This is a genomic window from Albidovulum salinarum (assembly GCF_025673475.1).
In the GTDB taxonomy this organism is placed as follows: domain Bacteria; phylum Pseudomonadota; class Alphaproteobacteria; order Rhodobacterales; family Rhodobacteraceae; genus Albidovulum; species Albidovulum salinarum.
This window is the reverse complement of record NZ_JAOVQO010000006.1, coordinates 127,692-147,753: the sequence shown is the minus strand read 5'-3', so window position 1 is coordinate 147,753 and position 20,062 is coordinate 127,692. Positions and strand designations below refer to the sequence as shown.

Below are 20,062 nucleotides of genomic sequence, written 5' to 3'. Positions count from 1 at the left end.
TCAGCGCAAGGCGATCTCGGCGGCGGCAGCGAGGCGCAGGAGCCGGGCCTCGCCGAAGGCCGTGCCCATCAGCGTGATCCCTGTCGCGGGCAGCCCGGTCGGCAGGGTCAGAGCCGGGATCCCCATCAGGTTGGCGATGCGGGTGTTGCGCAGGGTGAGCAGGTTCTCGGTGACGAAATAGTCGCGCTCGGATTCGAGCCGCGCCGCCTCGGGCGGCAGGTTCGGCGTGGTCGGCACGAGCACCGCGTCGTAGCGGGCGGTGAGCGTGGCCCAGCGCGCCCGAATCGCGTCGAGCCGGTGCCAGGCGGCGACGTAATCGGCGCCGGAATGGGCGGCGCCGGCGCGGAAGCGGTCGCGGACGGGGCCGTACATCTTTTCCGGCGCGGTCTCGATCGCGCCTTTCCAGGTGCCGTAGGCCTCGGTCGTGTAGAGGATGCCGGCGAGCGACATCGCCTCGACGAGGTCGGGGAAGGCGGCGTTCGTGATCTCGGCGCCGGCGTCCTTGAGGCGTTCGAGCGCGTGGGTGAAGCCGGCCTTCGGCTCGGGGCGGAGATCCTCGAGCGCGGTGGTCTCGAGCACCATGAGACGGGTGCCCTTCAGCGTTGCGCCGGTGAGGTCGGCGGGTTTCGCGCCTTCGAGCGCGGCGAGGAGGAGGGCGGCGTCTTCGACGGTGCGGGTCAGCGGGCCGACGGTGTCGAAGCGGGCGCAGAGCGGGACGACGCCCTTCAGGGACAGGCGGCCCGAGGTGGTCTTGAGGCCGACGAGGTCGTTCCAGGCGGCGGGCACCCGGACCGAGCCGCCGGTGTCGGAGCCGATCCCGGCCGCGGCGAGGCCGAAGGCGGTCGAGGCGGCGGCGCCGGAGGAGGAGCCGCCGGGGGCGAGCGCGGGATCGTGGACGTTGGGCGGGGTCGCGGTCACCGGGTTGAGGCCGAGGCCGGAAAAGGCGAGCTCGGTCATGTGGGTCTTGCCAAGGCAGACGAGGCCCTGGAGGGTGGCGCTGGCGAGCACCTCGGCGTCGCGTTCCGGCACTCGGTTCTCAAGGAGGCGCGAGCCGGCCTCGGTGGCGGTGCCGGCGGTGTCGAAGAGGTCCTTCCAGGAGATCGGCACCCCGTCGAGGAGCGAGAGCCGCTGGCCCGCCTTCGCCCGCTTCGCCGCCGCAGCCGCCTCTTCGAGCGCGCGCGCCTCGGTGAGGCGGGCATAGATGCGGTCGCGGTGCGCGTGGGCGCGGATCGCGTCCAGAAAGGCTGCCGTCAGTTCCTCGGGGTCGATCTCGCCCCGCCCGATTGCGCGGCCGAGATCGCCCGCGCTCATCTGCCGCCATTCGGCCATGGATGCCTCCCTATTTACCGGATTGACGGTATCGCCGCGCCTGGCTCTTGGAAAGTGCGACGCATCTCGTCAAGCGCGCTGCCGGAGGCGAGCGCATGGCTTCGCCGCGTGTGATTTCCGGGCCGGCCTGATGCGACGAAGATCCGGGTTAGTTATTGATTCTAATAGAGAATTCAACCACGCCTGCCGGGCGTGTTCACCGGCGTGGTTTCAGACATGAAGGACAGTTCAATGGGCTTCTCGCTTCGATCTTTGCTTTTGTCATGCGCGTTCTCCGGAGTTGCTTTCGCGGCATCCGCGCAGGACGGCGCACCGATCCTCTTCACCAATGTTGATCCTCCCCCAATGAAGTGGTCCGCCGTTATGTTTAGGAAAACGGAGGATCAGAATGGCTACGAAGCGGCACAAGCCGGAAGAGATTGTCACGAAGCTGCGGCAGGTTGAGGTGCTTGTCGGACAGGGGATGGCGCGTGTGGACGCGATCCGCGAGGTACGGATTACCGAGCAGACCTACTATCGCTGGCGCAAGCAGTATGGCGGTATCCGGACGACAGTTTCGCTTCGGGACGCCTTCATGCCGCAGGTTTCGAGGCCGCCATCGGGGGGGCAGGCGCAATGCGCGAGGCTCTCGACCGGCTTGCGGCATCGGCGAGCGGCCCTCTCGCTGAACCGAAGAAGTCCTTCGGGCCGCTCTATTCCCGTCTGGCTCGAGAATATCTTGGCGAGAGGGCGTTCGATGCCCTTCGCCAGATCCTGCGGGAATGCATCCTGGACCACTGGCCAATTGCCGCCGGAGAGGTTGTTCTGGGTGCCGAGGTCTCTGAGCGCCGGTTTCATTCGTTGCGAACCGCCGCAGCGGAGACAGGGGTAGGTGCGGAGGTTCTCGAATACTTCCTGATCGAGGCCGGGGCCATTTCCGCTCAGGATGGGCGCCCACCAGCCCGGAAACTGTTCGACGCTCAGGCCCATGCATCCCTTCTGGCCGAGATCCCGGCTCTTGTGGGCCCTATCGCCATGCGTGACGCGATCGGCGCGACCCGACAGGAGTTGGCCGCCCTGGAAAAGGACGGATTGTTGGCACCACGCGTTCGGGCTTCGAAGGTCAAGAACCCGTGGCGGCTGTCGGACGGGTTAGAGTTGATGTCGGACCTGGAGGAGGGCGCCAGGCCGGTCTCTGCGGAGGACGGAAATTGGGAGACCCTGCTGCTCGCCCGCAATCGGAGCGGGCTCTGTCTTGGAGATCTGCTCAAGGCTATCCGGGAAGGGGCGCTCACCAAGGGCCAACAGGCAGGGGCCAAAGGGTTCCATAGTATTGTAGTTCGCAAGCGCGATGTGGATGCGCTGGCGGCGGTAGTTCTAAGCGCGCGGCCGGACGTCGGACGAATGCTGCCTGGCTTTGTTTCGGCAGCCTCCTTCGGCAGATCCGTCGGTCTGCGCGACCATGGAGACTTCACCGCCTTGATCGAAGCGGGTCAGACCCCGGCACTTCGCGTGCTCCATCCCAAAACCAACCGGCCCCAGTATCGAATGACCCAGGCGGATATCGAGGCTTTCCACCGTCGCTTCGTCACCATGACGACACTGGCCGCCCAGACCGGGATGCACCGGAACTCTTTGGGGGCCAAGCTAGCCGCCGCGCGAGTCGCGCGGTTTTCGCATGATGGGCAGGAGTTCGGACCAGTCTATCTGCGGCGCGAGGCTGAGATCGCGCTCCGGTGAGCCTGGCGGAGGCGCTTTGGCGCCACAGTCAAGAACCAAGCGCCGTTTGCATGGATTCCGGATGCGGGCTGGGACATTTAAACAATATTGTTATTTATCAATGTGATAGCGCAATTTCGAGGCGATGAGACGCAAAGCCCCTGACGTGGTGCGCGCGGAAAACAGCGATTTTGCGCACACTTATGACCCATTGGCACGACAATATGGAAAAATTGGCGATCCCGGAAGGACTCGAACCCTCAGCCTGCTGATTAGAAGTCAGCTGCTCTATCCAGTTGAGCTACGGGACCGCTTCGCTCCCTTTAGCGGGTCACGCCCCTTGCGTGCAAGGCTCCTGTCGGGTCAGCATTCCGGGCGCGCGGGCCGGACCGGCCGACGCGAGCGGACCGGAGGCGCCCCATGCGTGATTTCGACGAGATCTTCGCCATTGCAGCTGCCCGGAAGGGCGGCCCTTCCGCCCTCGAAGCGCGGCTCGCCATGCCTGCCCCCCGCGAGGCGCTCGCAGCGGTTCCCGACGACCGCTGGCTCTCGGCGATGGCCAAATGCCTGTTCCAGGCCGGTTTCCACTGGAAGGTGATCGAGGCGAAATGGGACGGATTCGAGACCGCTTTCGAGGGGTTCAATCCCGCTCGGGTCGCTCTATACGGCGATCGGGACTTGGACCGGCTGCTCGCCGACACCGGCATCGTCCGCAACGGCGCCAAGATCGCTGCCGTCATCGCCAATGCCGTCTTCCTGACCGACCTCGCCCGCGAGCACGGCAGTGCTGCGGGTTTCTTCAGCGACTGGCCGGACGCGGACCAGGCCGGTCTCACCGCGTTCATGGCGAGGCGCGGCGCCCGGCTCGGCGGCGTGACCGGCCAGCGCGTGCTGCGCCTGATGGGTAAGGACGCTTACATCCTTTCGGCCGACGTGACCGCCCGGCTGATTGCCGAAGGCATCGTCGACAAGGCGCCGACGTCCAAGCGCGACCTCGCCGCCGTGCAGGAAGCCTTCAACCGCTGGCGCGCACAGTCCGGCCGCAGCCTGACCGAGATCAGCCAGGTCCTCGCGATGAGCATCGGCGGCTGACCCTCCGGGCTCAGCCGAGTGCCCGCGTCATGTAGACCGAATTGGGATCGAGCCGGTAGCCATCGAAGGGAGGGCATTCCTCGAAACCCGCCCGCTCGTAGAGCCCGCGCGCCGCAGCGAAGAGAGGCTCGCTGCCGGTCTCGAGGCTGAGCCGCCCGTAGCCCGCCGCCTGCGCCGAGGCGACAAGATGGTCGAGCATCGCCCGCGCCAGACCGCGGCCGCGAAGCTCGGCGAGGACGTGCATCGACTTGATCTCGGCATGGGTCGCGTCGATCCGCTTCAGCGCCCCCATACCGACCGGCCGGCCGTCCTCGCGCATGACGAAGAAGTCGATGCCCGGCCCCGCGAGCGCCTCGGCATCAAGCATGTGAATGCTTTCAGGCGGCGTCTCCGCGTGCATGGCGGCGGTGTGCCGCTCCATCAGCAGGGCGAGGTCGGGCGTCAACGGGCTCTCGGGGCGGATCGTGGGCATGGCGGTTCCTTTCGGCCGCCACGCCACACGATTCCACGCGGGAAATCAATGCCTGGCATCGACTGCCGGTAAACGACCGCCCCTCGGACCCTCCGGCGCCCTGACCGGCCGTATATATCGATCGGGCAATGAGTGGAGTCGACCTAGCCGATCAGGTTACCCCCAAGAACCATATCGACGCATCGCCAGTCACTGAGTTAGCCTGACGGAACCAGCCGAAATTTCCTTTGCGATGAGGTTGTTGCCGATGGCGCCCGACACCCGTTCACAAGCCAACCCGTCCGGGTCCGAATTGCCCGGCGCCCGTGCCCCGGTTCTGACGGCCAGGAACCTTTGCAAGTCCTACGGTGCGGGACCGGCCCTTCGCGGCTTGACGTTCTCGTTGCAGCCGGGACGCGTGCTGGGCTTTCTCGGCCCGAATGGCGCAGGAAAGACGACGACGATCCGGATACTGACGACGATGCTGGAACCGACGTCGGGTGATTTCTCGGTCGCCGGAGTCAGTTCGAAGGACCCCAAGAAGATCCGCCGCAAGATCGGCGTTCTGCCCGAAGGGCTGGGATTCCCGAACGGCGTCACCTCGATCGAGTATTTGGTCTATTTCGGCCGCCTGTTCGGGCGTTCGGCGGCCGAAGCCCGGACCGTCGGGCTCGCGCTGCTCAAGGATGTGGGGATGCAGAACCGGGTCGACTCGGCGATCGGCACGTTCAGCCACGGCATGCGCCAGCGGCTGGGGATCGCCCGCGCGCTCGTCAACGATCCCGCCGTGGTCTTTCTCGACGAGCCGACGCTCGGGCTCGATCCGCGCGGCCAGACGGAACTCTTGGCGATGATCCGGCGCATCGCGCGCGAGCGCGACGCCGGCGTCGTCCTGTCGAGCCACCTCCTGCCGGAGATCGAGAATATCTGCGACGACGTCGTCATCCTGAATGCGGGGCGGGTGGTGGCGGAGGGCACCGTGGCCGAGGTCACCCGCCGCGCGAAGCGCGCTCTCGACAACCGGGTGGCCGCGCGCATCCGGGTTCCGAAAGACGCCGTGGCCGGTGCCGCGACCGTTCTCCTGTCGGTGCCGGGCGTGACCGGGGTGATGCCGAACGAAACCGATCCCGGCTGGCTGGTGGTGGACCATGCCGACCCCGACGGGGCCGACGCGCGTCCGGAGGATCGCGGCATGAACCCGATCCTCACGGCGCTCATCGCCGCCGATATCCCGATCATCGGGCTCGAGGTCGAAGGCCGCCGCTTGCAGGATGTGTTCCTCGAACTGACCGCCGAGGCAATCGAATGAACGCCCGTTCCAACGCGGGCGACGAAACGGCGCACGCCACGCGCGACAGCTCGCTCGGCTGGACCGTGTTCCGCCATGAACTCACGGAACTCTGGGCCGGCGGGCATGTGCTCAACCTGCTGATCCTGTTCAGCGTGCTGATGTCGATCACCGCCTATCTGGTGGCGACCAACAACGAGATACAGCTGCTGCCGCTGAACGAATCCGTCCTGGTCGCGCTGCTTGCCGCAATCACCTTCGGGCTGTTCACCGGCCTCGTCCTCGCCGCCGAGAGCATCAGCGGGGAGCGGGAACGCGCGACGCTGGAGGCGCTGCTGCTCACGCCGGTCTCGCGGCGCCAGATCGTCTGGGGCAAGTTCCTGGCCTCGTTGTCGCCGTGGCCGGTGACGCTGGCCCTCTCCGCGCCCTATCTGATCGTGTTGTCGAAGGGCGATCCGATCCTCGGCCGGATCCTGCTCTGGGGCGCGATCGTCGGAACGCTGCTGGCGATTACGTTCATCGGTCTCGGGATGCTGATCAGCATCTGGTCACGCTCGACCAAGGTCAGCCTGTCGGCAACGCTGCTCATTTATGTCCTGGCGCTCTTGCCGGCGCAGCTTCCCACCGAATTCCAGAACACGACCGCGGGTTTCATCCTGTCGGTCGTCAACCCGGTGGATGCGTCGCGCCGGTTCCTGAGAATGACGCTCGTCGAAAACCAGTCGCCGGGCGAGCTGTGGATCTACCTCGTGGTGCCGGCCGTGTTCATCGCGCTGCTGCTCGGCGTGCTGCTCATCTACGCGGCACCGCGCCTCGGCCTGGAGCCGGCGAATCCGTTCCGGTTCGGACCGGGGGCGGCGCGCAGGAAACCGGATGCGCAGGGCGGTGGTACCGGGGCACCTGGCAACTCAGCGGGGGGGAACAGATGAATCTTCAGAACGATGCGTCCGCGCGGCAGCCCGCGCGACCGGACCCGGCATCCGCTCCCCCGCTCTGGTGGATCATCGCCAAGCAGGAACTGATCGACCTCTGGATCGGCGGCCGCGTGCTGATCCTGCTCATCCTGTTCAGCATCCTGATGTCGACCGCGGCGGTCCTGCAGAACACCGAAAGCCAGATCAGCGCGATCCCCGCGGCCGAGATGGTCTATCTGACCCTGCTGGGCAGCGTTTCCTTCGGCGTGCTGATCAGCCTGATCCTCGGCGCCGACAGCATCAGCGGCGAACGCGAGCGCGCCACGTTCGAGGCCCTGCTCCTCACCCCGGCGAGCCGCCGCCAGATCGTGCTCGGCAAGTTCATCGCGGCGCTCTCGCCCTGGCCGGCGGCGCTGATCCTGTCGATCCCCTACATGGCCGCCGTGGCACGCGGGGACGCGGTGTTCGGCCAGGCGGTCGTGATCGGAACCCTGCTCGGGACCGTCCTGGCCGCGGCATTCACCGGGTTCGGCATGCTGGTGAGCATCTGGTCGAAGTCGAACAAGAAGAGCCTGCTCGCCTGCCTGCTGATCTATGTGATCCTGCTCATTCCGACCCAGTTCCCTGGCGGCGCCCACAAGGGAGACCTCGGCTACTTCATCCAGCAACTGAATCCCCTGCAAGCCACCAGCGCGTTCATCGAGAAGCTCCTCGTCAACAACCGCACCCTCGCGGAGCAGTCGGGCTACCTCGTAGCCACCCTGTTATCGGCCGCGGTCATTCTCGTCGTGCTGTTCGCCTATGCCGCCCCGCGGATGCGGCTCGACGGCGGTGTGCCGCGGCCGTTCTGGAAGGGCGCGCGGCGTGCGGCGGCATCCGTTCTGGTCGCGGCGGCGGCGTCGTTCCTGACGCCTGCGCCGGCCCCGGCGCAAGACTGGATCCCGGGGCAGGCGCTCGAGATCGGGATCGACCTCACCTACAAGACGGTCAATGCCGGCGACGAGGTCAAGTTCACCACGACGGTGGTGAACACCGGGACGCGGCCGTCGGCGCCGCTGAACGTGGCGATGAACATCATCAAGACCCAGATCGGCGATCCGGTCGATCCCGAGGACTGGTCTCCCGAGCGGACCCAGGCTCTCGACCCGCTCGCACCGGGCGAGTCCGTCGAGCAGTCATGGACGGTCGAGGCGATCCTGGAAGGCGACTACCTGGTCTATCTGACGGTCGTCCCGACGCCCGACGGTCCCGAGGCGACGAGCCTGCCCGTGTCGAGCCCCGGCCTCCATCTGACCGTCATGCCCTTCACGAGTTCCAATCCTGCCGGCGTGCTGCCGGTTGCGATCGGCGTGCCGGTCGCGTTGATCCTGCTCGCGCTGCTGTCCCGCCGGTCAAGACGCTGGCGGCGCGGCAACGACGCCGCCGGCGCCGGGGTTGCCAGATGACCCTCGCGCACAGTCGAACGCATGACGACCCCGTTTCGTGTTGAGGTTGGGAGATCCGCCAATGGAATACCTGATGAGCGTCGATTCCATCGTAAGCCTGATCAGCGGCGCGATCGTCGGCGGGCTGGCGAGCATGTTTGCCAGAGGGTTCGGCCCGGTCGGCAACATCGCGGCCGGTCTTGTCGGCGGGCTCGCCGGCGGCATGGTCTTTGACACGCTCGACTTCATGAATGTCGGGGATCTGGCCGATCCCGCCATCGCCGGTTTCGCTGGATCCGCCCTCACGATGGCGGTGGTCACGGCAATTCGCCGAGCGCCGTGAGGTTGTCGACCATAGGGCCCCTGCCAGTGTGCCGTTGGCGATTAGCGCGGCCTCTCTTTGGCGAGCGACGGGAAGAAGAGTGGCATCAGCAGGGCTCCGACCCACATTGACGCCCCCGCGACCCACGCAGTGAGCGACAGGAGCGCGCCTCCCGATACCGCCGCTCCGACGGCGCAGCCGCCGGCGAGCATGCTGCCGAAGCCCATGAGCACGGCGCCGATCAGGTAGCGCTCCATCGGGGCATCGGGGCCGAAGCGCGCGACGCCGAACTCGCGCGTGGCCAGCGACATGGCCAGCGACCCGGCGAAGACGCCGGGCACGAGGCCCACGGCGAAACTGAGCGGCAGGTAGCGTTCGTTCACGAGCCCCATCAGCGTATCGGCCGACGGACCGGTGAAGGTGATGCTGGAGACCGGCACGATCTCGAGCGACACCGCCGCGAGGCTTGCCGTCGCGATCCAGCCCGCCGCGACCGCGAGGCCGACGAAGAGCGCGGCGACGACATGGCTCGGTGCCGACGCGCGACGGAAGGCCATGACGAGCGCGGCGAGGAGGACGATCGCGGAGACCGCGCCGGCCGCACCGGAGCCGATGCCGAGCCGTTCCCCCAGGCTGCGGCCCGCGCCGCCCTCGACCGTCCAGAGCCGCGCCAGCATTTCCCGCGCCGGCGACAGGGCGCCGCGAAGGCTTGCCTGCGCCACGAGCGTGACGACGAGACCGGTCATGATCGCGCGCAGGTTCCCGGTGGCCGAGAGAACGAGCAGCCGGCTCACGCATCCGCGCGCGAGGATCATGCCCGCGCCGAACATCAGCCCGCCGATGATCGCGCCGGACAGGCTGCCGGTCGCGGCGAACTGGCGGGCCGCCGACACGTCGAGGAGGCCGAGGCCGACGGCGCCCTGCGTGACCGATACGGCAGTCGCGAAGACGATGATCCAGACGAGCATCCGCGGCCCGATGCTGAACGCCCCCACTTCGAGCGTGGCGCCGCGCAGGCAGAAGCGCGAATGCTGTGCCGCCGCGCCGAACACCGCACCGATGATGAGACCGAAACCGAACAGCATGACCGGCTCGCCCAGCCGGTCGATCAGCGCCTCGAGCATGGCTTCTCCTTACCCATCAGCCTGCCTCCAGCGCGGGCGCAAGCGGCGCGGCATGACCTGCATCAACCCCCTTGCGCTACTGGCCGGCGGCCTCCCGCGCGATGGAATCGAGGAGCGTCTGCACCTCCTGCATCGGGCCGTCGGGCTGGTTACGATACCCGATCGACACCGCGCCCTCGCGGTCGGTCACGAAGATGCCGTACGGGCAATGCGCGATGTTCATCGGGTCGGCCTCCATCACCTTCCGCGAGATCTGCACGGAGCAGAAGAGGAAGATGTCGGCCGCGTCGAAGATCTTGACGTCGCTGCCCACGTCCGCGCCGGTGCGGTTCAGCATGTCGCCGACATGGCTGACATAGTCGATCACCAGGCCCTTGCCGACGATCGCGGTCTCGACGCTGAAGGTCGCGTCCTCGAAGCTGCCGTCGAAGGGATAGGTGGTCGCGTCCTGCGCCACCGCGCCACCGGCCGAAACCACGAGTGCGGCGAGCGCCGCTTTCCATCTCATCCGCATGTCCGTTCCTCCATGTTTGGAAACCGGTCTTCCTAGCCGAAGATGTCGGCGGTGATGCCCGCGTACCATCCGAGGCTCTCCTCGTAGGTCGCCTTGCGAAGTGCTGCGTCCTCGCCGGTCTGGCTGATGAAGCTGTCGACACTCGCGATCTTCTCGTCCGTGGCCTCGTAGGAGGCGCCGACCTTCACGCCGTCATCGGTGGCGATGAGCGACCAGCAGGTGTTGGAATACTTCGCCGGAAACGCCTTCGAACCCGAAAGCTCGGCCCGGATCACCATCGCGGCGACCTTGGCCTGGCTGTTGGCGGCGAAACCGGATTTCGGCATGTCGCCCTGCGCCGATGCGTCGCCCAGAACGAAGACCTTCGGGTCGGCGCGGCTGGCCATGGAATGCGGATTGACCGGCACCCAGCCGGTATCATCCGTCACGCCCGCCGCCTCGGCGATGGCACCGGCGCGCTGGCCGGGGATCACGTTGCAGACATCGACGCGCTCGACCTCGCCGTCGATCACCACCTCCATAGCCTCGGGGCGCACCTCGACCTTGTCGCCGCCGAAATCCGGGCCGATGCGGGTGATCATCCCCGAGTAATGCCGCTGCCAGCCCTCCTCGAAGAGCCCCTGTTTCGAGTATTTCTCCTTGGGATCGACGAGGAGGATCTTCGCCGAGGGGTTCGCCTGCGTGAGGAGATGCGCGACCATCGAAATCCGCTCATAGGGTCCCGGCGGGCAGCGGTAGGGATTGGGCGGCGCGATCATGCAGAAGGTGCCGCCCTCGGGCATCGCCTCCACCTGCGCCTTCAGGAGCTGGGTCTGAGGCCCGGCCTTGTAGGCATGCGGCATGATCTCGGCCTTGGAAAGATCCCAGCCCGGCACCGAACCATCGGCGAAGTCGATCCCCGGCGCGATGACCAGCCGGTCGTAGGAAAGCATCTCGCCGCCCGCCAGCGTCACGGTTCCGGCGTCTCGGTCGACACCCGCCGCCATGTCGCGGGCAAGCGTGATGCCATAGTCGGAGGCGAGCTTGTCGTAGCGGTGGCCGAGGCTCTCGAAGTCGCGGAAGCCGCCGAGGTAGAGGTTGGAGAAGAAGCAGGTGTAGTAGACTTCGCTGGGCTCGACGAGGATCACGTCGATCGCGCCCTCGGAATCCCTCGCGATGTAGCGCGCGCAGGTGGCCCCGCCCGCGCCGCCGCCGATGACGACCACGCGAGGCTTCGCCTGCCCGAAGACGGCGGGCGCCCCGAGCACCGCACCGGCCGCCGCCATCGTGCCAAGAAATTGGCGTCTCTGCATCGTCATCGTCATTCCTCCCGTTACTGAAATCACTCCGTCAAGGTTGCGAAATAGGCGGCGAGCGCCGCGATCTCTTCCTCGGCAAGGCGCCCGGCCATCATCTGCATGACCGGGTGCGGCCTCAGCTTCTGCTTGTAGGCGTGCATTGCCAGCACGAAATCCTCCTCGGGCCAGCGCGTGATGGAGGGGATGCCGGCATCCCCTCCATCGGCGCGGTGACAGGTCTGGCATTCGCCCGCGAGGTATTCGCCGTAGGCCGGATCGCCCTTCAAGGCGAGGATGTCCGGCGGCAGTTCGGGCAGGCTGCGGCGCGCGGTCGGCTCCGCCTCGGGGATGTCGCGCGGGCGGTCGGAGTAATCGCGCAGGAAAGCGAGGAGGTCGGCGCGGTCGGTCTCGTCCTTCAGGCCAGGATAGGACATGCGCGTCCCCGAGGCGAACATGCGCGGGTTCGCGACATAGGCGTCGAGGGTCTTGAGCGTCCAGATGAGGCCGTCCCGCCCGGCGCGGGTCAGGCTTTTCGAATAAGCGAACCCGTCGACGGCGGCAGCGCGTCTGCCGAAGACGCCGTTGAGCTTGGGACCTATGGCGTTCTCAGCCTCCGGCCCGATCTCGTGGCAGCCAGAGCACTCGCCGAAGATCTCGGCCCCGCGTTCGGCATCGCCGATCTCGGCCGCGCGCAGAGCGGTCGTGCCCGGCGCCCCGGCGAGCGCTAGGCAAAGGGCGAGGCATGTCGCGCCCCGCCCGGCCATCTCACCCACCGACCGAGGCGAGATACGCGATAACCGCCTCGATCTCTTCGGGCTTCTTCAGGCCAGCGAAGGACATCTTGGTCCCCTTCATGTAGCCCTTGGGGTCGGCAAGGAACTCGGCAAGCGCCTCATGGCTCCAGACCAGTCCGCCTTCCGCGGCGGCCTGCATGGGCTTGGAGTATCGAAAGCCCTGGACACTGCCGGCTGCGCCATCGACGATGCCGTTCAGCGCCGGGCCGGTGGCGTTCTTGGCGCCTTCGCCGACCTTGTGACAGGCCTGGCATTTCTTGAAGACCTTCGCGCCCGCCTCGACCAACGCCGGATCGGCGGCGGCGGTCTCGGAGGCGGTCTCGCCGGCAGGCTCCGCGTCGGACTGTTCGGTTTCGGGCGCGGTTTCCTCTGTGGTGGCCTGTCCCGCAGCTGCCCCGACGCGCAGGTCCGGAAGCGTGCCCGCGGGCTTGCCGTCCGGATCCATCGGCGTGACGTTCAGTTCGACCGCGCGCTTGGTGACCTTCACCGGCTCTCGGCAGCCCTGCATGCAGGGCGCGACGGAGAAGAGCGGGTACTCCGTTGCGGGCCGGTCGTCGGGGTAGAAGCCCTCGGCGTTGGGCAGCACGATTTCCGCAAAGTTCTCTTTCGACAGTTCGAAATCGTCCTCCACGACCCCGTTCGAATAGAGCAGGAAGGCGGTGATCGCGTAAGCCTCGTCCGCGCTCACGGTCTGGGCCGCGCCGAAGGGCATCGAGCGGTGGATGTAGTCCCAGACCGTCGAGAGATGCGGCCAGTACGAGCCGATCGTCTTGACCGGTCGGCGGTTCGTCAGAGACCCCTGTCCGCCCGCCAGCACCGGCCAGTTGTCGATGCCTTCCGCGAAATCGCCGTGGCAGGAGGCGCATTTCTCGGCGAAGACCTCGTCGCCGGTGAAGGCGTCGCCAGAGCCTTCCGGCAGGCCGGTGCCGTCGGGCAGGACCGCGACATCCCAGGCCGCGATCTCCTCGGGCAACGCGGCGCGGCCGAGACCGAGCGGTTCGGCGAAGGCGGGTGCGGCCAGAAGCGCGAGCGCGGGGGCGAGAAGCTTAAGCGATTTCGACATTCTCGACCTCCCCGTCGGCGCGGACCCACCAGGTCTGGATGCCATTGTTGTGGTAGACGTTGTTCAGCCCCCTGATCTCGCGCAGCTGGTTCTTGGTGGGCTGGACGTACCCGGTCTCGTCGACCGCGCGCGACTGCAGGAACATCTCCGATCCGTCCCAGTCGAGGTCGAGGTGGAAGCGGGTGAGGGCCTTCGATTTCACGTCGCCCGTGAGCCGCGCCTCGACCCAGTTCACGCCGCCGTCGAGCGAGACGTCGACGCGCGCGACCTTGCCATGACCGGACCAGGCGAGGCCGGTGATCACCAGAGGCCCCTTGCCATGACGGATCGGCGCTTGCGGAGAGGGCGAGGTGATGACCGACTTCGCATCCATCACCCAGGTCCATTTCCGCGCCCGGCCGTCGGGCATCAGGTCGGTGTATTTCGAGGTCTCCTCGCGGCTTTCAACGGCCCGATCATAGACCCCGATGCGGCGCAGCCACTTGACCCACATGTTGCCTTCGAACCCCGGCACGACCAGCCGGACCGGGTAGCCGTGTTCCTTCCGAAGGGCCTCGCCATTGGCGAAGAAGGCCACGAGCACATCGTCCATCGCCTTTTCCAGAGGCATCGAGCGACCGTTCGAGGAGGCATCGGCGCCCTCGGCATAGACCCACTTGCCCTCGGGCTTCACCCCGGCTTCCTCCAGCAGCAGCCGCAGCGGCACGCCGGTATATTCCATGTTGTGGATCATGCCTTGGGTGAACTGGCAGCCTTCAAGCTGCGCGCCCCCCCATTCCATGCCGCCATTGGCCGCGCATTCGCAGAAGGCCGTGGTGATCGTCCGAGGGAACCGCGTCAGATCCTCATAGGTGAAGACCAGCGGCCTCTCGACGAGGCCCGAGATCATCAGCCGGTAATCCTGCTTCGCCAGTTCGATCGCTCCGGAGTGGTGGCGTTCGAAGGCACAGCCCTGCGGGGTGATCGTGCCTTCAAGAGCATGAATCGGCGTGAAATTGATCGAGGAGACCGGGCTTTCCGTCAGCCATTCGACATTGCGCCGGACGACGTGGGATTCGTAGTGAATCGGCATTCCGTAGGGCGTCGCGTCGACTGGATCGCCGAAGGCGGAGGACCAGTCCTGCACCTCGGTGATCAGAGGGTCGGCTTCCTGCGCGCGGGCCAGCCCCGTGGTCGCGACGGCGGCGCCGGCGGCAAGCCCGGCGCCGAGGAAGGCGCGGCGGCTGGTGCCTGTCTCGACGGTTCCAGACATTGAAACCTCCTGTCTCGTGGTCTTCTTGCTCATCTCATGCCCCCGCGACCTGCACGGAGGTGTTGGGATCGATCGACACGGTGCCCTGCTTCTTGATCCACGCCTCGACGAGATCCCAGATCGCCGGGCCTTCGGTGCCCTCGTTGACGCTGGCCCAACCGGCGACGGCATAGGTCTTTGCCGGATCGACCGCCTCGCCGGACTTGAGCATCGTCATCTCGGTGATGCGGGAACCTTGCGGCTTGGTCACGTCGATGCGGTAGCCCATGCCGCCGACGCGGACCATGTCGCCGCCCTGCTGGTAATAGGGGTCGGGGTTGAAGAGGTTGTCGGCCACGTCCTCGAGGATCGTGTGGAGCGTCTCGCCGGTCATTTCCGTGTGGTAGGCGGCCGGGTAGTTCATCGCGGTCGCGTTGTGCAGATCCTCGCGGGTGATCGGCTCGCCGGGCAGGAGCGACGGCCCCCAGCGGAAGCCCGGCGACAGTGCGATGTCGGCCTGATGCTCGTCGATCAGCGCGTTGCAGATCAGGTCGTCCCAGGTGCCGTTGAAGTTGCCACGCCGGTAGAGGAGGCTGTCGGTCGTGCCGATGACCTCCTCAAGCTCCGCCTTGAAGGGCTCGCGCTCGGCGTCGATCAGCGCGGCGACCTCGGCGTCAGGGGTGATCACGTCCGAGAAGATCGGGATCAGCTTGTGCTTGAAGCCCATCATCTGACCGTTCTGGACGTCGAGATCGACACGGCTGATGAACTTGCCGTTCGAGCCGGAGGCGATCAGCAGCGTCTTGCCCACCATCACCGGCTCGGGCAGAGCGTCATGGGTATGGCCGGTGAGGATCACGTCGATCCCCTCGACATTGCCGGCCATCTTGCGGTCGACGTCGAAACCGTTGTGGGAAAGCACCACGACCAGATCGGCGCCGGCGTCGCGGACCTCTGCCACTACCTCGGCCATGCGCTCCTCGCGCACACCGAAGGAAAGGCCGGGGAACATCCATTTCGGGTTGGCGATGGGCAGGTAGGGGAAAGCCTGGCCGATCACCGCGACCTGCGCACCGCCCACCTCGAACATCTTGTAGGGCTCGTAGGCCGGCTCGTTCCATTCGGCGTCGAAGATGTTGGCGCCGAGGAAGGGGAAGGCGAGCCCCTCGACGATCTCGGTCACCCGGTCGATGCCGAGCGTGAACTCCCAGTGCGAGGTCATCGCATCGGGCTTCAGCGCGTTCATCACGTTGACCATGTCCTGACCAAGCGTGCGCTGCGCGGTGAGCGAGCCCTGCCACGTGTCGCCGCCATCCAGCAGCAGCGCATCGGGTCGCGCCGCACGGATCGCCTTGATCACGGTCGCGCAGCGGTCGAGCCCGCCCATCCGGCCGTAGGCCTTCGCCAGCGCCTCGAAATCCTGGTAGGTCAGCGCATAGGCATGGGGACTGCCGGTTTCGATGTCGAACATTTTCAGGAAGTCGGCACCCGTGACATGCGGCGGCACACCCCGGTTGTCGCCGACGCCGATGTTGATCTCCGGCTCGCGGAACCAGAGTGGTTTCATCTGGGCATGGATGTCGGTGATGTGGATGAGGGTCACGTTGCCGTAATCCTCGAACTCCAGAAGCTGGGCCTGCGTGAGCCGCTGCTGCGCGGCGAGCCGCGCCCAGTTGCCGACGCCCGACGCGCCCCAGAGCGCCGAGGCCGCCACCGTCGCCTGAAGAAAGTCCCGCCGCGAGATCATCTCTACGTCCTTATCCTTGGGCAAAAGCCCGCCCGCGCGCCGAAGCGCGTGCTGCCCTGCCTCGTCATTCATTGAGCGGATGCAACGGCCGGGCGATGGACCGCCCGGCCGCCGTCACTAGTTGCGCACCGACGGCCCCTCGACCGACAGCCCGTTGCCGCGCGAGGCGACGTAAAGCTCCAGCGCGATGAGCTCGGGCGAGCCCGGCTTGAAGGTCTCGCCCCGCGTGTCGCGGATGCAGCCCTTGAAGCGGTTGTGGATCGACGAGAGTTTGGCGTCCTTCAGCCGGTAGACCGGGAAGCCGTTGATTTGACCCTGGCTCAGGTGGTCGGCGCGGATGAAGTTGCCGTAATTGTCCTCGTGGCAGTTCGAACAGGCGAGTTCGAGCTGGCCATAGCGGGTGTAGTACATCTCCTTGCCCTTCTCCCAGTAGGACTGGGCGGGCCCGTCGACGGCCACGTTCATCGGCATCCCGCGCGAGACCGAGGAGATCAGCGCCGTCATGTTGACCATGTCGGAGCTGTCCCAGTCCCAGGCCTCGGCCCCCATGCGCTCGGCCCGGCATTCGTTGATGTACATCTCCATCGTGTACATCTCGCCCTTGGCCTCGTTGAAACTCGGCATCTGGGTCCGCACGCCCGCCATGCTTTCGGGCGCTTCGTGGCAGGACGCGCAGGCCTTGCCCTCGCTTCCGTCGACCGCGTTCCAGACCTCGGTCGCGGCCTCGACGCCGAGCATGCCAGGATTGTCGAAGTCGTCGGCCTGCATCACGCGGGTGTCGGCCTCGCGGAAGTGCCAGCCCGAGTACTGCTCACTCAGACCGTCGATATAGTCCGGCGCCTTGTCGGTATGGGTGATCATCTGGATCTCGCCGTTGACGACCAGCGTGTCATCTGCGGGATCCGCCACCGCCGAGAGGCCCGAGAGCGCAAAGGCCGCGAGGGCGCAGGTGCCGGCGAGTATTCTCATCTTCATCCGTTTTCCTCCCTGAGAGGCGCCCGCCGGCGGGGCCGACGGCGGCGCCATCCTTGCCCAACGCGTCAGGCGACCTCGATCGCCTTGGTTTCCTCGTAGACGGAGCCGTCATCGTCGTACCAGGTGAACTTGAACTCTCCGGCCGCATCGACCTTGGCGTCGAACTCGAAGTAGGGGTTGGTCGAGATCGCCGGCTCCAGCGTCACGTCGATGACGTTCTGGCCGTTGAAGTCGCAGGTGAAGCGATTGATGATCGAGCGCGGGATGAGGCTCCCGTCCTTGTCCTTGCGCTGGCCCGACTCCATCGGGTGGCTGATCAGCGTCTTGATGGTCACCACGTCGCCGGCAGCGGCCGAGCTCGGAACCTTCACGCGGGGTTTGACGTCTTTTGCCATTTCATTGCTCCCTTGCCTCAGCCGCCGCAGCCGCCGATGGTGACTTTGACCGTAGCCTGAGCCTGCACGACACTGCCGTCAGCCATCTTCGCCATGGCGATCACATCCTGGGTCTTGGCCAAGCGAATTCGCGTGGAAACCGCCTGCGACCCGGCCGCCGGGCCGAAGTTGAACGTGCCGACAGCGGGCGTCGGGTTCCCCGTGGCGATGAGCATGATCGCCGCGGCCCCCGGTGCGGAGACCGAGATCGGCACCGTGTTGCCGTTTTCCGCGATCTCCGGCGCCGTCAGGGTGAGCCCGCCGGTCCCGACCGCGGCGCCGCCTGCGAAGGCCGCCGTGAGCTCCTCGACCGTCGCCGCGCGCACCTGCCGCGGCAGGACGGCAAGGGCGACGCCGCCGAGGCCGATCGCCATCGCGTTTCGTCTGGATAGTTGCATCGCTTGCTTCCTTCTCATTCGATCCGTCCGTCCCCGCCCGCTCATTCCTTGAGCGTCAGGAGATAGGCCACCACGTCCTCGATCTGCTGCGCCGTCAGCAGCGGCGCCAGTTCACCCTCGGCCGCCTTTCCGGTGAAGGCGTCGCCGGGGCGAATGTAGCCCTCGTTCTTGTAGAAGGACGGCATGATCGTGCCGTCGAAGGTCTTCTTGGCATCGGCGACGATGCCCCTGAGCTGTTGCTCGCTCCAGCGGTCGGCGGCCCCGTCGAGGGTCGGTCCGACATTGCCCTGGAAAGCGACGTCCGGCATCGCCGAGATCACATGACAGGCAACGCAGTTGCCAAGCCCGCGATCCGAAATCACCTTCATCCCCTCTTCCGGGTTGCCCGCCGTCCCGGTCAGGGACCCGGCCACCGCGCCTTCCGCGAACGACACCGCCGACGGCGCCGTCGCGCCCATCGCCGGGGCCGCGAGCGCCGACAAGGCAAGGCCAAGAACAATCTGGCGCTTCATCGAAGTCCTCCCTGATTTCCTCCGACTCAGAGCGTACCCGAGGCAAACTGTCGCACGCAACAAAAAATTCAACTACGTGAATGTGAGAATGTATTCTAGCTTCGAGAGGCAGACAGTCAGTTCGAACCGCCCGCGTTCGCGCGTTCCGCCACGAAGTGCTGGAAATGCTCACCTGTTTCGTAACCGTGGTCGCGAACCCAGGTAAAGAGGGCCGAGGTGGTCCCTCTTTCGAACGCGCCCGGCACGGTGAAGACCGAAGCCTGCGCGGCCGTCAACCCTTCGGGAACCTCCTCGGGGAAGAAGATCATCGTCGGGGTGAACACCACCCCCCAACGCACGGCCATCTCCTTTTCCGGCAGCACCGTTCCGTCAAAATCGGTGACCTCGACATCGCCGAAAAGGTTCATCTGCACGACGAAGTAGTTGTCGCGGATCAGCGCGTCGATCTCGGGGTCGGGGAAGATCTCCTCGTGCATGCGGGTGCAGTAGATGCAGCCGCGCTGCTCGATGATGACCATCAGGCGCTTTCCCTCGGCATTCGCCTCGGCCAGATCCTCGCGCAGGTCCTTGAACGTGTCGCGCAGCCAGTCGGGCTTGTGCAGGCCGTCATCGCCGAGCTCGACGCCCAGCGCAGGCGTCGCGAGCGCGGCGAGAATGGCGAGCGCGTGGATGATGGTCTTCATGGCTTCCTCCCTTGCAGGGTCAAACGAAGTTCATGGTCCAGGGCATGTGCTCGATCATGAACTGGGCGATCGCATTGACCGACCCGGTCGCGATCAGCGCCGCGAAGACGATCAGCATGAGACCCATGACCTTTTCCACATGGCCAAGGTATTTCCGGTATCGGCCTATCCAGCTCAGGAACGGCTTGGCGAAGACGGCGGCCAGCACGAACGGCGCGGTCATTGCCAGCCCGTAGACCATGAGCAGCATCGCCCCGCGCCAGATCGTGTCGAGGCTGGACGCGACCATCAGGATCGCCGCGAGCGCCGGTCCGACGCAGGGCGTCCAGCCGAAGCCGAAGGCGAGGCCCATGACATAGGCCCCGGCGATGGTCGTCGGCGCCACCTTCGCCTCGATCCGCGCTTCGCGGTACAGGAACGGGATCCGCAGGATCCCGAGAAAGTGCAGCCCGAAGACCAGAAGTACCACGGCGGCAACCCAGGACAGGGGCTCCATCCACTGCCGGAAGGCATTGCCGATCGCGGTGGCCCCCATGCCGAGGAGCACGAAGATCGAGGTCACGCCGAGCGCGAAGAAGACCGCCGACAGGACCAGACGCCGCTGCGCGCCCGGCGCCACCGACGCGTCCGACCGCAGCTCCGCCATCGAGATGCCGGCCATGTAGCACAGGTAGAACGGCACCATCGGCAGGATGCAGGGCGACAGGAACGACAGCAGCCCGGCCAGAATCGCGCCGCCAATTGTGGGATCGAGCAGCACCGAACACCTCGCCTTGCCGGTCGTGCAAAAAC

The 20,062-nt window shown here is 66.5% G+C and carries 22 protein-coding genes, 1 tRNA gene and 1 pseudogene; 7 read left to right on the top strand and 17 right to left on the bottom strand.

What is annotated here, in order from left to right:
• Together OEZ60_RS08075 and OEZ60_RS08070 are read right to left on the bottom strand one after the other, a co-directional pair.
• The gene (locus OEZ60_RS08075) at positions 1–1,329 is read right to left on the bottom strand and encodes an amidase (RefSeq protein WP_263334889.1); all 1,329 of its coding nucleotides are present in this window, start codon (positions 1,327–1,329) and stop codon (positions 1–3) included.
• Between the two features lie 173 nt (positions 1,330–1,502).
• Positions 1,503–1,658, bottom strand: coding sequence for a hypothetical protein (locus OEZ60_RS08070; protein ID WP_263334888.1), 156 nt, complete (start codon positions 1,656–1,658; stop codon positions 1,503–1,505).
• A 59-nt stretch (positions 1,659–1,717) separates the two neighbouring features.
• Here OEZ60_RS08070 and OEZ60_RS08065 point away from each other — a divergent pair.
• Together OEZ60_RS08065 and OEZ60_RS08060 are read left to right on the top strand one after the other, a co-directional pair.
• Positions 1,718–1,879: pseudogene (locus tag OEZ60_RS08065) on the top strand (IS3 family transposase); the annotation flags it as partial.
• A 65-nt stretch (positions 1,880–1,944) separates the two neighbouring features.
• Positions 1,945–3,048, top strand: a complete 1,104-nt coding sequence (locus tag OEZ60_RS08060) for a hypothetical protein (protein ID WP_263335069.1) — start codon at positions 1,945–1,947, stop codon at positions 3,046–3,048.
• A gap of 213 nt (positions 3,049–3,261) precedes the next feature.
• Here the strand turns inward: OEZ60_RS08060 and OEZ60_RS08055 are convergent.
• Positions 3,262–3,338 (bottom strand) — tRNA-Arg (locus tag OEZ60_RS08055).
• A gap of 109 nt (positions 3,339–3,447) precedes the next feature.
• Here OEZ60_RS08055 and OEZ60_RS08050 point away from each other — a divergent pair.
• Positions 3,448–4,119 carry a DNA-3-methyladenine glycosylase I gene (locus tag OEZ60_RS08050; protein WP_263334886.1) on the top strand — a complete coding sequence of 224 codons (672 nt, stop codon included), beginning with the start codon at positions 3,448–3,450 and terminating at the stop codon, positions 4,117–4,119.
• 10 nt (positions 4,120–4,129) lie between these two features.
• On the opposite strand, the gene OEZ60_RS08045 is transcribed toward OEZ60_RS08050, so the two are convergent.
• Positions 4,130–4,591, bottom strand: a complete 462-nt coding sequence (locus tag OEZ60_RS08045; RefSeq protein ID WP_411709789.1) for a GNAT family N-acetyltransferase — start codon at positions 4,589–4,591, stop codon at positions 4,130–4,132.
• Between the two features lie 232 nt (positions 4,592–4,823).
• Here OEZ60_RS08045 and OEZ60_RS08040 point away from each other — a divergent pair, with 232 nt between their 5' ends.
• The 4 genes from OEZ60_RS08040 (at position 4,824) to OEZ60_RS08025 (ending at position 8,539) form a co-directional block, all read left to right on the top strand.
• Entirely contained in the window at positions 4,824–5,879 is a 1,056-nt protein-coding gene (locus tag OEZ60_RS08040; RefSeq protein WP_317852825.1) for an ABC transporter ATP-binding protein, read from the top strand.
• The gene (locus tag OEZ60_RS08035) at positions 5,876–6,787 is read left to right on the top strand and encodes an ABC transporter permease (RefSeq protein WP_263334884.1); all 912 of its coding nucleotides are present in this window, start codon (positions 5,876–5,878) and stop codon (positions 6,785–6,787) included. The genes OEZ60_RS08040 and OEZ60_RS08035 overlap by 4 nt, the downstream gene beginning before the upstream one ends.
• A complete protein-coding gene (locus OEZ60_RS08030; protein WP_263334883.1) occupies positions 6,784–8,217 on the top strand; it encodes an ABC transporter permease subunit in 1,434 nt (477 codons plus the stop codon). Before OEZ60_RS08035 ends, OEZ60_RS08030 begins: the two co-directional genes overlap by 4 nt.
• Before the next feature lie 61 nt (positions 8,218–8,278).
• Complete coding sequence (locus OEZ60_RS08025) at positions 8,279–8,539, top strand: hypothetical protein (protein ID WP_263334881.1); 261 nt, start codon at positions 8,279–8,281, stop codon at positions 8,537–8,539.
• 41 nt (positions 8,540–8,580) lie between these two features.
• On the opposite strand, the gene OEZ60_RS08020 is transcribed toward OEZ60_RS08025, so the two are convergent.
• The 13 genes from OEZ60_RS08020 to OEZ60_RS07960 all read right to left on the bottom strand — a co-directional run bounded on the left by OEZ60_RS08020 (position 8,581) and on the right by OEZ60_RS07960 (position 20,027).
• A complete protein-coding gene (locus OEZ60_RS08020; RefSeq protein ID WP_263334879.1) occupies positions 8,581–9,642 on the bottom strand; it encodes a YeeE/YedE family protein in 1,062 nt (353 codons plus the stop codon).
• 76 nt (positions 9,643–9,718) lie between these two features.
• On the bottom strand, positions 9,719–10,150 hold the full coding sequence (locus OEZ60_RS08015; RefSeq protein ID WP_263335064.1) for a DUF302 domain-containing protein: 432 nt from the start codon (positions 10,148–10,150) through the stop codon (positions 9,719–9,721).
• Positions 10,151–10,188: 38 nt separating this feature from the next.
• Positions 10,189–11,454, bottom strand: a complete 1,266-nt coding sequence (locus tag OEZ60_RS08010; RefSeq protein WP_263334877.1) for an NAD(P)/FAD-dependent oxidoreductase — start codon at positions 11,452–11,454, stop codon at positions 10,189–10,191.
• A 23-nt stretch (positions 11,455–11,477) separates the two neighbouring features.
• Positions 11,478–12,197 (bottom strand): c-type cytochrome, encoded by a 720-nt coding sequence (locus tag OEZ60_RS08005; protein ID WP_263334875.1) that lies wholly within the window; start codon positions 12,195–12,197, stop codon positions 11,478–11,480.
• A 1-nt stretch (position 12,198) separates the two neighbouring features.
• Positions 12,199–13,290, bottom strand: coding sequence for a c-type cytochrome (locus tag OEZ60_RS08000; protein ID WP_263334874.1), 1,092 nt, complete (start codon positions 13,288–13,290; stop codon positions 12,199–12,201).
• Positions 13,274–14,542, bottom strand: coding sequence for a sulfite dehydrogenase (gene soxC, locus OEZ60_RS07995; protein ID WP_263334872.1), 1,269 nt, complete (start codon positions 14,540–14,542; stop codon positions 13,274–13,276). Before soxC ends, OEZ60_RS08000 begins: the two co-directional genes overlap by 17 nt.
• A 34-nt stretch (positions 14,543–14,576) precedes the next feature.
• The gene (gene soxB, locus OEZ60_RS07990) at positions 14,577–16,268 is read right to left on the bottom strand and encodes a thiosulfohydrolase SoxB (RefSeq protein ID WP_263334871.1); all 1,692 of its coding nucleotides are present in this window, start codon (positions 16,266–16,268) and stop codon (positions 14,577–14,579) included.
• A gap of 117 nt (positions 16,269–16,385) precedes the next feature.
• The gene (soxA, locus tag OEZ60_RS07985; RefSeq protein ID WP_263335062.1) at positions 16,386–17,237 is read right to left on the bottom strand and encodes a sulfur oxidation c-type cytochrome SoxA; all 852 of its coding nucleotides are present in this window, start codon (positions 17,235–17,237) and stop codon (positions 16,386–16,388) included.
• A gap of 71 nt (positions 17,238–17,308) precedes the next feature.
• Positions 17,309–17,638 (bottom strand): thiosulfate oxidation carrier complex protein SoxZ, encoded by a 330-nt coding sequence (gene soxZ, locus OEZ60_RS07980; RefSeq protein WP_263334869.1) that lies wholly within the window; start codon positions 17,636–17,638, stop codon positions 17,309–17,311.
• 17 nt (positions 17,639–17,655) lie between these two features.
• Positions 17,656–18,075, bottom strand: coding sequence for a thiosulfate oxidation carrier protein SoxY (soxY, locus tag OEZ60_RS07975; RefSeq protein WP_263334868.1), 420 nt, complete (start codon positions 18,073–18,075; stop codon positions 17,656–17,658).
• Positions 18,076–18,116: 41 nt separating this feature from the next.
• On the bottom strand, positions 18,117–18,587 hold the full coding sequence (gene soxX, locus OEZ60_RS07970) for a sulfur oxidation c-type cytochrome SoxX (RefSeq protein ID WP_263334866.1): 471 nt from the start codon (positions 18,585–18,587) through the stop codon (positions 18,117–18,119).
• A 116-nt stretch (positions 18,588–18,703) separates the two neighbouring features.
• The gene (locus tag OEZ60_RS07965; protein ID WP_263334864.1) at positions 18,704–19,270 is read right to left on the bottom strand and encodes a SoxW family protein; all 567 of its coding nucleotides are present in this window, start codon (positions 19,268–19,270) and stop codon (positions 18,704–18,706) included.
• 19 nt (positions 19,271–19,289) lie between these two features.
• Positions 19,290–20,027: a cytochrome c biogenesis CcdA family protein gene (locus OEZ60_RS07960; protein ID WP_263335060.1), complete on the bottom strand. Its 738-nt coding sequence runs from the start codon at positions 20,025–20,027 to the stop codon at positions 19,290–19,292.
• Positions 20,028–20,062: the final 35 nt, after the last annotated feature.

What these genes read in the sequence shown, in the direction of transcription:
- OEZ60_RS08040 (WP_317852825.1), top strand. Translation starts at nt 4,824, where the DNA reads ATGAGGTTGTTGCCGATGGCGCCCGACACCCGTTCACAAGCCAACCCG.
- OEZ60_RS08050 (WP_263334886.1), top strand. Translation starts at nt 3,448, where the DNA reads ATGCGTGATTTCGACGAGATCTTCGCCATTGCAGCTGCCCGGAAGGGC.
- soxB (WP_263334871.1), bottom strand. Translation starts at nt 16,268, where the DNA reads ATGATCTCGCGGCGGGACTTTCTTCAGGCGACGGTGGCGGCCTCGGCG.
- soxC (WP_263334872.1), bottom strand. Translation starts at nt 14,542, where the DNA reads ATGTCTGGAACCGTCGAGACAGGCACCAGCCGCCGCGCCTTCCTCGGC.
- OEZ60_RS08000 (WP_263334874.1), bottom strand. Translation starts at nt 13,290, where the DNA reads ATGTCGAAATCGCTTAAGCTTCTCGCCCCCGCGCTCGCGCTTCTGGCC.
- soxZ (WP_263334869.1), bottom strand. Translation starts at nt 17,638, where the DNA reads ATGGCAAAAGACGTCAAACCCCGCGTGAAGGTTCCGAGCTCGGCCGCT.
- OEZ60_RS08015 (WP_263335064.1), bottom strand. Translation starts at nt 10,150, where the DNA reads ATGAGATGGAAAGCGGCGCTCGCCGCACTCGTGGTTTCGGCCGGTGGC.
- OEZ60_RS07965 (WP_263334864.1), bottom strand. Translation starts at nt 19,270, where the DNA reads ATGAAGACCATCATCCACGCGCTCGCCATTCTCGCCGCGCTCGCGACG.
- OEZ60_RS08005 (WP_263334875.1), bottom strand. Translation starts at nt 12,197, where the DNA reads ATGGCCGGGCGGGGCGCGACATGCCTCGCCCTTTGCCTAGCGCTCGCC.
- soxX (WP_263334866.1), bottom strand. Translation starts at nt 18,587, where the DNA reads ATGAAGCGCCAGATTGTTCTTGGCCTTGCCTTGTCGGCGCTCGCGGCC.
- OEZ60_RS08075 (WP_263334889.1), bottom strand. Translation starts at nt 1,329, where the DNA reads ATGGCCGAATGGCGGCAGATGAGCGCGGGCGATCTCGGCCGCGCAATC.
- OEZ60_RS08045 (WP_411709789.1), bottom strand. Translation starts at nt 4,591, where the DNA reads ATGCCCACGATCCGCCCCGAGAGCCCGTTGACGCCCGACCTCGCCCTG.
- OEZ60_RS08060 (WP_263335069.1), top strand. Translation starts at nt 1,945, where the DNA reads ATGCGCGAGGCTCTCGACCGGCTTGCGGCATCGGCGAGCGGCCCTCTC.
- soxY (WP_263334868.1), bottom strand. Translation starts at nt 18,075, where the DNA reads ATGCAACTATCCAGACGAAACGCGATGGCGATCGGCCTCGGCGGCGTC.
- OEZ60_RS08035 (WP_263334884.1), top strand. Translation starts at nt 5,876, where the DNA reads ATGAACGCCCGTTCCAACGCGGGCGACGAAACGGCGCACGCCACGCGC.
- OEZ60_RS08020 (WP_263334879.1), bottom strand. Translation starts at nt 9,642, where the DNA reads ATGCTCGAGGCGCTGATCGACCGGCTGGGCGAGCCGGTCATGCTGTTC.
- OEZ60_RS08010 (WP_263334877.1), bottom strand. Translation starts at nt 11,454, where the DNA reads ATGACGATGCAGAGACGCCAATTTCTTGGCACGATGGCGGCGGCCGGT.
- soxA (WP_263335062.1), bottom strand. Translation starts at nt 17,237, where the DNA reads ATGAGAATACTCGCCGGCACCTGCGCCCTCGCGGCCTTTGCGCTCTCG.
- OEZ60_RS08030 (WP_263334883.1), top strand. Translation starts at nt 6,784, where the DNA reads ATGAATCTTCAGAACGATGCGTCCGCGCGGCAGCCCGCGCGACCGGAC.
- OEZ60_RS08025 (WP_263334881.1), top strand. Translation starts at nt 8,279, where the DNA reads ATGGAATACCTGATGAGCGTCGATTCCATCGTAAGCCTGATCAGCGGC.